The sequence below is a fragment of the Herpetosiphon geysericola genome, assembly GCF_001306135.1.
GTDB lineage: Bacteria > Chloroflexota > Chloroflexia > Chloroflexales > Herpetosiphonaceae > Herpetosiphon > Herpetosiphon geysericola.
In genome coordinates, this window is record NZ_LGKP01000027.1 from 23,911 (window position 1) to 35,878 (window position 11,968).

General features: G+C 48.6%; 9 protein-coding genes and 1 tRNA gene. All 10 read right to left on the reverse strand.

Going from position 1 to position 11,968, the window contains the following annotated elements; genetic code table 11:
• Positions 1-27: 27 nt before the first annotated feature.
• Positions 28-1,104, reverse strand: a complete 1,077-nt coding sequence (locus tag SE18_RS18955) for a WXG100 family type VII secretion target (protein WP_054536041.1) — start codon at positions 1,102-1,104, stop codon at positions 28-30.
• 244 nt (positions 1,105-1,348) lie between these two features.
• The gene (locus SE18_RS18960) at positions 1,349-3,559 is read right to left on the reverse strand and encodes an ATP-binding protein (protein ID WP_054536042.1); all 2,211 of its coding nucleotides are present in this window, start codon (positions 3,557-3,559) and stop codon (positions 1,349-1,351) included.
• A 628-nt stretch (positions 3,560-4,187) separates the two neighbouring features.
• Positions 4,188-4,922 carry a hypothetical protein gene (locus SE18_RS18965; RefSeq protein ID WP_152976690.1) on the reverse strand — a complete coding sequence of 245 codons (735 nt, stop codon included), beginning with the start codon at positions 4,920-4,922 and terminating at the stop codon, positions 4,188-4,190.
• 130 nt (positions 4,923-5,052) lie between these two features.
• On the reverse strand, positions 5,053-6,639 hold the full coding sequence (locus tag SE18_RS18970; protein WP_054536044.1) for a TROVE domain-containing protein: 1,587 nt from the start codon (positions 6,637-6,639) through the stop codon (positions 5,053-5,055).
• Between the two features lie 148 nt (positions 6,640-6,787).
• Positions 6,788-6,894 (reverse strand) — tRNA-OTHER (locus tag SE18_RS27250).
• 527 nt (positions 6,895-7,421) lie between these two features.
• A complete protein-coding gene (locus tag SE18_RS18975) occupies positions 7,422-7,895 on the reverse strand; it encodes a hypothetical protein (RefSeq protein ID WP_054536045.1) in 474 nt (157 codons plus the stop codon).
• Between the two features lie 499 nt (positions 7,896-8,394).
• The gene (locus tag SE18_RS18980) at positions 8,395-9,210 is read right to left on the reverse strand and encodes a Cof-type HAD-IIB family hydrolase (RefSeq protein WP_054536046.1); all 816 of its coding nucleotides are present in this window, start codon (positions 9,208-9,210) and stop codon (positions 8,395-8,397) included.
• A 92-nt stretch (positions 9,211-9,302) separates the two neighbouring features.
• Positions 9,303-9,923 carry a hypothetical protein gene (locus SE18_RS18985; protein WP_054536047.1) on the reverse strand — a complete coding sequence of 207 codons (621 nt, stop codon included), beginning with the start codon at positions 9,921-9,923 and terminating at the stop codon, positions 9,303-9,305.
• Positions 9,924-9,944: 21 nt separating this feature from the next.
• Positions 9,945-10,694: a VirB3 family type IV secretion system protein gene (locus SE18_RS18990; RefSeq protein ID WP_054536048.1), complete on the reverse strand. Its 750-nt coding sequence runs from the start codon at positions 10,692-10,694 to the stop codon at positions 9,945-9,947.
• Between the two features lie 37 nt (positions 10,695-10,731).
• Positions 10,732-11,895: a substrate-binding domain-containing protein gene (locus tag SE18_RS18995; protein ID WP_054536049.1), complete on the reverse strand. Its 1,164-nt coding sequence runs from the start codon at positions 11,893-11,895 to the stop codon at positions 10,732-10,734.
• Positions 11,896-11,968: the final 73 nt, after the last annotated feature.

The following is an 11,968-nucleotide window of genomic DNA, read 5'->3' on the forward strand; positions in this document are numbered from 1 at the left end:
TAATTGAAACAACCATACGCATAAAAATCAGTCCTTTTCGTTAATCGAAACCTGCTGATAATGCTTTTTAAATTCATCGAAACTAATTGTTGGATGCTCATAGCCCCAAGGATTATACATGGTCACAGTTTGCTTATTCAGATCAATGCTTTGAATAACATAGGCATGCCGAGCATCAACATCACTTGGAGGGTTTGAAAGCGACTTGTATGTACCAGCAGTAATGGCATCACCACTATCTAAGCGCTGCTTAAGTTGGGTAAAATCAACTTTTGACCCATTGATTTGTGAGGAATCCTTGCCAGTCAAGAGCGCCATAAATTCACCAGGATCTCCATAGGCAATCGCCGCAAAACTACCTTTATGTTGAGCATACGCCTTTTCAATTAACATAGGCCAAATTTCTGAATCATTACTAAGTTGTGCATAGGCTGGAGTTTTACCATCTTTTGCATAAACAAAATCATTTGTAACCGTTACCTCAACTTTTGAGCGTTTACCGAAAAAGCCCAAAAATCCTTGCTCAGGATAAAAAGTTACAGTATATGTCCCATCACCATTGTCCCGAATAGCATTCCGAATTACATCAGGATTTGTTTTGGCAATCGCTGCTAATCCAGCCATTAAATAACAATCAGCAATCAATCCCTGATTAACATCATCGAACGCAATAGCATCACTATCACCAGAACCTTTGGCAAAGGCTGGTTTATCTACTTTTCGATATTCAGGGTTACGCACTTCTGTACTTTTTGCTGCCGGATTGCCATACATACCAATGGTTGGCAGATTAATCCCGTCAAAGGTTTGTTTAAAGAGGCTTGCAGCCTCAATTTCAGCCTCACGGAGCAGACCATTAACATTTAATGTAACTTGTTGCGCGGTGATTAAGACGGCTTTGAGTCGGCCCAAGGCTGGAAAAACATTCGTTTGCATTTCATTGAAAAAATGGTTGGCAGAGTCACCTTGCCAATCACGCAGCAATTGCTGATACAACTGGTTTAATTGTTGATCCAATTGAAGCACTACATCGGCTTGGCGTTGGAAACGGTGGCTCAGTTCGCGCATGCATTCATACTCAATCAAGACAATCGGAGCTGGCATAGATGGACTCCTTGCTGAGGATTGAGAAACAATCAAGATTGTATGCAGAAAAGGGGCAACAAGCTGTTCAATCAATTACATAGTAATATAACAAAAGCTTCAAACAATTGTCAATAATATAGCACTATAATTCAAGATAAACTGCGATAATTGATGCTAATGCTAGTTGGGCAAAAAACCCGTTTCCATCAGATGGAAACGGGTTTGAGGGGGAAACAAGACTTGTTTAGATCAACAGTAGGTTCTAGCCCAACACCCGTGGATCAACTGTTTGATCGACTAGATCAAGAAATTCACTAATTGTTGGCAAATGTGCTGGCGGGGTTGGTTCACCAGCAAACATGCCAATGCGCTCGGCAATCCGTTCAAACTCGCGCAACGAAGCAGGATCAGGTTGATGCTCCTGATTGTAAGGGTCTTGCATGTGTTCAGCAAACCTCAGGGCTTGGTTTGCCAAGGTAGGATACTGCTCAGCCAGAATCGCGGCCAGGGTCAACATCTCATCGCCAGATTGCTCCAAATTTTGGATTTGGGCCTGAAGATCGAAGACTGGTCGTAACAGCTGAAAAGCTCGTTGAAGTTGCCCAGATTTATACCAAACCCGTGCTAACGAGCCTTGCACCCCAGGAATCAAATTGCGGGCATCGTTGTGCAAAGCCAAATTCAGGGCTTCATCCAGCACTTGTTCGGCCAATTGTACATTGTCAATTGCACATGCCAACCATCCACGCGAACTTTGGCAGAGAATAATCCCAACTTGGTTGCCAATCGTGCGGTTAATCTGCAAACTTTGCTGATAGCAGCGTTCAGCATCATCAAAACGACCCAAACCTGTGTAGGAACTGGCCAAATTGCTAAGCGCAGCTGCCTCGCCCGAACTATCATTAATCGCCCGCCAACGAGCTACAACATCTTCGCCAAGCACAACTGCTTGTTGATAATAGCGTTGTTGATAGGCCAATGATGCGAGATTGTGTAAGGCGCGGATTTCGCCAAAGCTATCGCCAACTTGCTTAAACAAGGCTTGACCGCGCTCATACCAAAGCGTGGCATCGGCGTGATCGGCAAAATATTGGGCACAAATGCCTGCGGCAATCGCGGCTTTGGCGCGAACCGCTGGCTCAACTTCGTGCTCGCGCAGCCATGCTTGGAGAATCCACGTGCGGGCTTCTTGGGCATAACCTTTGGTAAACCAAAACAACCAGAGCGAGCCAGCAATCCGCAAGGCTGTGGCAGGATGCTGCTCAACTGCCCAATCGAGCACCGAACGCAAGTTGTAAATATCGCTTTGCAAGCGCGCCATCCACAGCGGTTGTTCTGCTCCAAGCAATGGTTTTTCGGCGCTTTCGGCCAAGTGGGTAAAATAGGCGCTATACAAGCGTTGCAGATGGTTGGCTTCACGCCGTCGTTGCAATCGCCCTTCAGCATACGAATGTACAGCATCGAGCATCAGATAGCGCTGCTCGCCATTGGGCAAGGTTTCGAGCTGCACCAACGATTTATCGACCAACGTTTGCAAGCCTTCGACCACATTAATTGGCACATCAGGAATTCCAGCGCAAATCGCCTCAGCCGATTCCAGCGTCCAGCTGCCACGAAAAATCCCCAAGCGAATAAACAAAACTTGCAGCGTCGGTGAAAGCAGCCGATAGCACCAATCGAGCACCGGCCACAAAATTTCTTTGCGTTGCATGGTGCTATTTTTATCAATCATGGCAGCGCCTAAGCGCAAATGATGGCGCACCATCCGCACTAAATCCGAGGGTGGCAAACTGCGGCTATGGCTCGCCACCAATTCCACCGCCAAGGGCAAGCCTTGCACCAAACGGCACATTTCGCCAATCGCTTGGGCTTGGGTTTGGTCGAATTTAAGCATCGGCTGCAAACGGCGCAAGCGTTCGCTAAATAATTGCACCGCGCCATATTGCATAATTTCGTCAGCACTCAAATGGGCATCTGCCGCCGGAACACTCAATAATGGCACGCGATAGATCGTTTCAGCAGCCACATTCAAGGCTACTTGGCTCGTTACCAAGACCGTTAATTGCGGCACAGCTGCCACCAAGGCTTGCACATCAGAGGCAGCTTCAATCACATGATCGATATTATCGAGAATTAAGAGGCTTGGTTGGGGTGCAAAAGAATGAGCAATCGTGTTAATTAATGGCTGATTGCTGGTTGGAGCAATGCCTAGGCTCTCGGCAATTGTGGCCAATACCAAACCAGCCGCCCGAATCGGCACCAGCGAAACAAAAAAACTGCCGCCAGCAAAGTGGTCTGTATATAAACGGGCACAATCGACGGCCAAGCGCGTTTTGCCTGCACCGCTTGCACCAACTAAACTAATCAAACGCTGGCCTTGGGTCAGCAGTGCCCCAATTTCAGCAGTTTCAGCATCACGCCCAATGAGCGCAGTGGTATACCGTGGAAGGAGATCGGAATGTTCTGTCTGCATATACCCACCAATTGGTTTCTGCTAAAGCTATCAACATTGATAGCAGCCATGCGGCATTGCATCGTCAGTTGTTGTGCATAGCCCGATTGCTGAGCTGTTGCATTGGTTAATCATACACGAAAATGTGGCTTAAATGCACTAGTATCGCTAGGATTGTTAAGGTTGGGGGTCGGGGATCGGTTGTTGGGGTCTAGGGGTCAGGGGCTAGGATATGGGCTTTGGGCTATCGGAAGATAATCAAATCAATCTGTGGAAATCTGTGGCAAAAATCGTTCTTCGTGCTCTTCGCGTTCTTCGTGGTTTCAGTCCTTCGTGCCCTTCGTGCTCTTCGTGGATCAGATTTTAGCGCAGAGGTGCAGAGAGAAGGATGAAGGATGAATTATGAGGGATGAAATATTAAAAGTCTGAATAGTTACGCAAAAACCATAGCACAAAAAGGCAAAGGAGTTAGGCTATTGCTTTGGATTGCTGAAACAATAATCCAGCCAATCTGTGGGAATCTGTGGCAAAAATCGTTCTTCGTGTTCTTCACGTTCTTCGTGGTTTCGGTTATTCATGGTTTTGCTACGCTCAGTACACAGCAATCCCCGTAGAAATACTCCACGGGGATTGCAGCTGATTAATCAGTTTAGCGCTTGTCAGCAAGCCATGTGCGGGCGGCGTTGGTGGTAAATGGTGCAAGCAACAGATTCGCTTCTGGCGTTGCATACGACACGCCAACCAAACCATAATCGACTTCGCGCTCAATCGCGTTGGCTGGTGCATAAACCTTGATGCTGCTATCGAAATCATATGATCGTTGGACGACTTCGAGCGACAACGCACCAAAATCAGGGTCGTTACTATACATACCTAATTGCATTTGATGCAGATAGTTGGCTTCCACCCCAACCCACAAATCAAATTTGAGGTAGCTTGTGCCAGCAGCATCGCTATTGAGCCAAATTTGATATTGATCGGTTGGCGCACCAGCAATCGGCATTGCCCCCATGTGGGTTACTGGCACATCGCCAGTTGGCGTTTCGGGCAAATCTTCAATGGGCATAGCTTCGGGCAAGCCAGTTGCTTCAATATACCATTGGGTGTCAATCCCAGTGCGGCTATAAAGCGTTCCGTCATACAACACCATTTCAACCAAGTCGGTATCAGACAATAAACCAACTGGGCGAATAACCATATAGGCCCGATTGGGGTTTTCTTGCTCGACCTTGGCTACCATCAATGGCTCGCTATTGATTTGCATCAATAATTCACTACGCCCACTTGATTGGGCTTTAACTGCTGGCAAGCTATCAACTCGTTCAGCAGCGGCAGCTGATAAACTCGTCACCATCACCAATAATGCCACGAGAGCAATACGCATACGTTTCAACATAGCCGATTAGTCCCTTTCACTCAACACAACAGGGCGTTGTGCTCGTGATAGTGTACGCTAGCAAGAGTCCTAGGTTACAACAACACAGGTACTATATTTCAATAGCACCTGTGTCACCTCAAAGAGTGATTTGCTCGATTGTGCTTAACTGATTGGCTATGCCGAGCAAGCTTTGAGCAATATAGGCGGGCACATGCTCGGCCCAACCGAAAATAAAGCTTACATTTGGCTCAGCGGGCGGAGCAACCGCGTGCGGATACGGCGCAATTGTGATCAAAAATGCTTGGGCATTGGGGTTGACCTCGGCCAAATACTTGCGCCAAACACTCACAAAACTTTTGCCACCATGGCTATCCTGTGCCCATTCCTCGTTGTCGGTAAGCGCAATTACCACATCAACGACCTCACGCCGAGCGTACAAATAGGAAATGGGCGCTGAAACCGCCGTACCACCGCCAATCTTGATCGAAATTTGCTGGGTAATGTGCAGCAAACTGGGCTGCTGCATAAGCTTTATCTCGACAACCTTCGTATCAAAGGGCAGCAGTTGCGCCGTAGGATTGCTGCGATAGAGCGAGCCAGCGAAAATGCCAGCAATATCGACATAGCGAACGTGTGATTTGGGGTTGAGCCTACCGCGCATCGAGCCAGAAACATCCGGTGCAATCACCACCCGGCCAGGAATTACTGGCATATTCTCAAAGGCCAGTTCGAGCATCTGCGCAAGGGTTTGGCGAATCACGCCTTCTTGCTCATTCATTGGCAGGAAGGCCATCCAAGCAGCATGCAGCCGAAAGGGCAAAATTTTGGCTCGGCGCAAGGCTTCAAGGTCGCTCAAACGGCCAACTACATAGTCAATCATCGCAGGATCGTGAAACACGCCAGCGCGTTGCAACGCTGCCAAATGGCGCAGCAAGGCAAAGTAGGGCATTTGCGTCATCAATACGTGCCACAATTCACGATCTGGCTTAATGGCACCAGTCACAATTTCGTAGGGCAAACGTCCAGTTTCAACCAAGGCTCGCTGTTCGTTTGGGTCGCTCGTGCGCTTCAATTGCTCCAACGCAGCAATTTGCGGCAAGAGCGTGGGCGCTTGCTCGGCCCATGTTTCACGCCAGCATTCGCGATCGATGAGATAACTGAACAAGGCATTGGTGCGATCATCGACTGGTTGCGGGCGGGTGAGCCGCAGCACATCGCGCAAGCTCATGCTGCCAGCGTTCGTGCCACCATATTTAATTGCGTGATATTCGCTCAGGTTTAGCAACCAAGCATTGATCGTTTGCTTGATCGCGCGACCCATGCCGGGCCGAATCTGGCGCGAACGCACAATTTGCACAAAATCTTGCAAGTCGCCAGGTGTAAGAATAATGCGCTTGAAAATTTGGCGAAACAAAGCCAAATCGACAGTTGATAGCACAACCAAGCCAATAATTGGTTGAAGGCGCATGGTTGCTTGTTCACGGGCATAGACCAAGGCTTGCGCAGCAAAAAGTGGGTTCTGGGCCACCATTGCTTTGTACAACCCCAGCGTCAAGGCATAATTGGTGCCTTTCGAGGCATAAAATGTCGAGCCAAGTGTATTGGTCAACAACATTTGCACATAACGTTCAGCCAAACTGCGTTGATAGGTTGGCAAGCCATGATAATTAAGCCCGTTAGCATCGGCAGGGGCGGGTGCAAACAGGCCGCGAACAACGTTCATGACCACCTCCAAATTATAAGCAAGGAAACACCACTTCTCTCGAAAAAAACCATGGCCGAAGCCGAATCACGCTTGCGAATCAAACGCTGTGAATTGGGTTGGGCAACTACATCACATCGATTCGACTTGGCCATGGGGCCACAATAGGGGAGCCTAGCAGGACTCGAACCTGCGCCCGAAGCAATTCCTACTATCACCTCGCGAACGAGGAAGTTGCCGTAGAAGTCTTTGCTCTACCAACTGAGCTATAGGCTCCGTATTAAGGATGAAGGATGAGGGATGAAGGATGAAATCAAACCCACCATTGTTGCACAACCCACCAATTGTTCCGCTCGCCCATAGCCTCATTTCCTCTGCGCCTCTGCGTTAAAACCCTACCTCGCGCTCTTCGCAGTTTCGGCCTTCGTGGATCATCTCAGGTGATACTAACTCATGGTCACAATGGTTCTAAGAAGCGGCTGATTAAAGCCCGCATTCGCCACGTTAACATTGCACGGTTCCTCAGGTAGCTGCATACGACTCCTTCAAACGGTATGCTGAACGCAAGGCTGCTGAGGAAAAGGCGTGGAACTTCGGAATGAGCGAAGTATGTCCCACAAACACCTCAGCAAACTCTCACTTGTCTCCCACAAGCAGGCGAGGAAGTAAACTAGATTGAAAATACCCCACCTCGCCAGCTCGTTGATTCTCTCCCACAAGCGCTACGCCATTAATTTTGTAATCAAACATTGGCCAGCGATTCCTTGGACTAAAGTCAATGCCTGCTCCGCTCGTTCTCTCCCTCAAGCGGTTTTTTTGGCTTTGCCGCGCCATGGCAAGCGCCACGAGGTTGTTGGTTCGGGCGCTGTCTCAATCTGCGCCAATTCCAACACTTTGCGCACATAACTGCGCACTTCGCCGTGGCAAGTATCCAAGTGCTTGGCAACCTTGGCGGCATCTTCCACCACCACCGGCACACGCAAACTTTGGTCAAACCACGAAACAATTCCGGTTACGTCGCGCATAAGTTTGGTTGGCGGCGTTAAGCACACCACCCGAACCAACACATCAGTGCGTTTAATTTTTGGATGCTGTACCGTAAACATGGGGCTGGCAATATAATTTGCGTAGATCAACACTTTGGCAATCAGCAAGCGATAGCGAAGGCTGTCATCACTGATTGAACCAGTGTCTACGACCCATAAATCCAACCCAGGCCGGGCGGGGTCGAGCGAACCCGCAACAATATCAATGCGGGTGGGATCTTCGAGCGTCATGAGCAAACCTCGCGCTAAAACAAAATAGTCGCCACTGCTGTGACGACCTTAGCATTAGCGTGTGTCAGTACGCGTCACACTAGCGGTCGCCATCCATCCTTCGTCCAACTCAGCTCGCCTGCAAAACCGTAGCCTAAATCTACATTACGCAATGAGCCACAATTGTGGGCTAGCGGTGCATAATGGGTGATAGGCTGGTGTTTCGGTTGTGAATTGGTGAGTAGCCGTCGCATGGTGCTCGTTCCTTTCCGATTCGATCTACCAATTTCGGTGATAGGCTCACTATAAACGCTCTACCGCAGCCCGTCATCAGCCATCAGGCGGAAATTCCTAGGCAATTAGGCTGAGAGCAGAACAGAGAACAGAGAAGTTTTGCGGTTGCTTTAACCACGAAGAGCACGAAGAACACGAATGTTAAATTTCTTGGCTACGTAGCAAATACCTAGAACAACAAAACCAACCTTTGTGCTATTCGTGTCCTTCGTGGTTAAATAAAGGTCTATTCTTCGCCCAAAACAAAGCGTCGAATACCATAGGCAGCGCCATCTTCGGCCAGCGTTGGCAGCACATGATTTGCCGCAGCTAAGGCAAAACGATCAGCATTGCCCATCGCCATGCCAAACCCAGCCCAAGCCAACATCGAAGCATCGTTCTCGCGGTCGCCAATGGCGGCAACTTCTGCTTGCGCAATGCCAAGATGTTCAGCTAAAACTGCTAAACCAACGCCTTTGGAACTACCAATCGCCGAAGCCTCGCCAAAATGGTCGTGCGAGCGAAAAATCTCCAAGCGGCCTTGCCAACGTGCGCCCCATTCTTGCATCGTGCGCTCCAATTCGGTTGGGTTGGTAATCCAAACCAGCTTGGTAACAGGCTTTTGGCGCACAATTTCCACCAAATTTGGCACAACGTTCACCGGAATATCAACCAGCGAAAAGCCCAAATATTCTTCAACTTCTGGGCTGCGCTCGACAATCCACAATTGATCGTCAATATAGGCCTGAATATACAAGCCCTCTGCTAAAGCCAATTCAACAACTTCGGCGGCCAAATCGGGCGGCAACGGGTTATCGTAGAGCACCGTACCATCGGCAGTTTGCACATGTGCACCTTGGTAGGTAATTAATGGCGTGGTGATGTTGAGCATATCAGCAAATGGCTGAGCAGTGCGAATCATCCGACCAGTTGCAATCGTGACATGCACGCCAGCAGCTTGGGCAGCAGCAATCGCTGCTTTAGTGGCGGCGCTTGGCTCCAAGCTTGCATCAAGCAAGGTTCCATCAAGATCAAGCGCTAATAAACGATAGTTGGGCGACATCAAAAATCCTCTAAAACGCAACAACGACGTGCAGCTAGTATACCGCAGCGTCGTTGAGTCGATATCCTTGAATGCTTGCTAGTATAACACCCTCAGCGCTCCTGATCCTTGGGTGGATCAAGATAGATCATTGGTTGCTGACTAAGGTCGGCATAGACAATCGGTTGACCTTGAAATAATGGCTCGGTTTCAACCGGCACTGGTTTTATTACGCGGTCTAAACGCCCAATTAATAAAGCATTGCCAATGTAAATTGTGATTGCCAGCAAAACCAAATAGCTGACAATTAACAACATATCGAGCCATGGATTAAAATCTTTCGCTAGCAGATTCCGCACCATAAGCAGATAAAGCCAACGCCCAAGCACCATCAAACCTGCTTGCCAAGCAACCTTGCGCACAACTGCTTGCTCATCGAAGAGTAACAAGCATGGCAGCAAGCCAATCACGACCGAAACAACTGGTAGCAGGGTTTGCAATAGAGCATTCGTGTTTACCAAATGATAGTGATCAACGCTGATGAGGTTCTCGCGCCAGACCCACCTTAAGAGCACCGGATAAACCAGCAACAGCATAATGATCGTTACAACTGGCTCAATCACGACAATACCCAACAAATATTTCATGCGTTCGATTGAGCTTTTTTTGCGCTTCGCCAACCAAATGCCAAGCGCAATCGCTAGCCAAAGCACAAGGTAGATGCCTATAACCATACAATTCTCCCAAATAGATGTTTAGGCAACGCCACTTTGCGACATTGCACCTTCCAAAACATGTTGAAACGCATCCATATCAGCGTTCAAATTGCTCAGCCGCTCAGCAACTTCTTGCGAGGTTTGGCTTGCGCTCGAAGCCTCGGAGGCGCGCAAACGCACAGTTTCAGCCAACACATTATCAAGGTTGGCAGCAATATTTTGCAATTGCGCCGTAATTCGATCATAGTAGGTCGCCAAGGCTTGGGCATTTTGCTGCCGATCGATCAAGGCGGCACGAGTTTCTTTCAATTGATCAACGGTATAGCTGTCTTTGGTCATGGCAATTCGCTGATCAAGATTATCGATTTGCGGTTGCAAGCCATGTGGTGGCGAAGTATACAAATATTGCTCGATCAGTTGGCCTTTATCAGCTAAGCCATGGGCCTGTTGATACAATTCATTAGCCTGCTCGGCAATTGGCTGCAACAGGCGTTGCAACGGCCCAGCAGTTACATTGGTCGAGCGCGTAATCTCGCGGCGAGTATGATCAATCGTATCCAAATGTGATTGAAAGGTGCGGCTGGTAATTTTGGCCAATTTTGGCGCTTCGGGCTTTTGCGCCAAAATATTGGGGTCGCTGGCCAACGCCCAGAGCATCAACCCATAGGCAATAATTGCAACCACAATCAACCAAGGATATATCGTCAGCGACATAACAATCCCAACTGCCAAGACAACTAAGGGCAGGGGCTTGGTAGCCGCAACGCGTAAAGGGTGCCGTGAATTCATAAGGCTACATCCAATCTCTAGAAAAATTGCTTGCTGGTTAACGTTTAACACTTGGTTCGATCGAATTCCACAAATCCAGCACCGCTTTAATGGTGGCAGCATCTGGCTCGGCTGCTAAGTTCGCAATGCTCATTTGCACACCAGCACTTTGGTATTTTACAAATGGCGAATCGGCTGCGTCAATTGCTACATCGGGGTCGACTGGGCGAAAGCCTTGCTGCACCGCCGTCGTTTGTTGGTCTTTTTCCAAGAGAAATTCACGCAATAAGCCAGCAGCTTCGCGTTGATCGACGCTGCTCCACGAGGCATCCAAAATTGCCAAGGGATGGTCGCTATATAAATTTTGGGGTGGATACAGTAAGAGCAATTTGCCAAAACGGCCCTGCGATTTAGGCAAATATTCTAAGGCTGTGCTTTCGTAGACGACGGCAGCGCCATAGGTGCTTGGGCCAACTTGCACCATTTTGAGCATCAACGAGCCAGTGCTTTCGGCAAATTGTTCGACATTTTTGGCATAGCCTTGCAGCCATTCCACAAACTTGGGATCGCTAATATCAGCAGCGGTTAAGCCATTAGCTTTATTATGATAGGCATAGGCCATCAAAACCCAGGCTTGAAACCCACTATTCGAGGTTGTTGGGCTAGTTTGGCTCATGAGAATTTTCTGGTTGCGCATAGGCAGCAATACCCCATCGTGCAAAGCTTGCCAAAATTGCGCATCTTGCGATTTAACCAGCTTCGATGCAGGCGAGCCTTCGTAGGACACCAGCACCAGCGGCGAAATCAGCAACGGCTGAGCATCAGCAGCCAAATTCGTTTTGCCATCAATTTGGGCCGCATTAATTTGGGTAATTTGCAGGCTACTTGCTGGGCTAATTGCGGTTGGGCGTAAATTCCCAGCCTCCAGTTGGCTCACAATCTCCTGCGAACCGCGCGCAATCAATTCGACCTGAATTGGCTTGCCATCGACCGTGGGCTTGGTCGCGAGCCATGTATTAACCGTTTGCTTGAGCCAAATATCTTTTTCACTGCTATAGACGATTTGGAGCTTAATTGCCTGACTTGGGTCGGGCGTGCTCGGCATTCTGGTTGGTAAAATTGCCAACGGCGCTGATGAATCCAGCCAACCGTTACTGACCGCCCCAACGACAAATGCACAAATCAGAAAAAATCCTACTGCAACCACCCATGCCTTACGCATAACAACTCCGTTCTATCCAAAGATCAAGAATGCTCTAATGTTATGGTTTTATTAAGCAAAAATAGCATTTCAG

What these genes read in the sequence shown, in the direction of transcription:
- SE18_RS18955 (WP_054536041.1), bottom strand. Translation starts at nt 1,104, where the DNA reads ATGCCAGCTCCGATTGTCTTGATTGAGTATGAATGCATGCGCGAACTG.
- SE18_RS18960 (WP_054536042.1), bottom strand. Translation starts at nt 3,559, where the DNA reads ATGCAGACAGAACATTCCGATCTCCTTCCACGGTATACCACTGCGCTC.
- SE18_RS18965 (WP_152976690.1), bottom strand. Translation starts at nt 4,922, where the DNA reads ATGCGTATTGCTCTCGTGGCATTATTGGTGATGGTGACGAGTTTATCA.
- SE18_RS18970 (WP_054536044.1), bottom strand. Translation starts at nt 6,639, where the DNA reads ATGAACGTTGTTCGCGGCCTGTTTGCACCCGCCCCTGCCGATGCTAAC.
- SE18_RS18975 (WP_054536045.1), bottom strand. Translation starts at nt 7,895, where the DNA reads ATGACGCTCGAAGATCCCACCCGCATTGATATTGTTGCGGGTTCGCTC.
- SE18_RS18980 (WP_054536046.1), bottom strand. Translation starts at nt 9,210, where the DNA reads ATGTCGCCCAACTATCGTTTATTAGCGCTTGATCTTGATGGAACCTTG.
- SE18_RS18985 (WP_054536047.1), bottom strand. Translation starts at nt 9,923, where the DNA reads ATGGTTATAGGCATCTACCTTGTGCTTTGGCTAGCGATTGCGCTTGGC.
- SE18_RS18990 (WP_054536048.1), bottom strand. Translation starts at nt 10,694, where the DNA reads ATGAATTCACGGCACCCTTTACGCGTTGCGGCTACCAAGCCCCTGCCC.
- SE18_RS18995 (WP_054536049.1), bottom strand. Translation starts at nt 11,895, where the DNA reads ATGCGTAAGGCATGGGTGGTTGCAGTAGGATTTTTTCTGATTTGTGCA.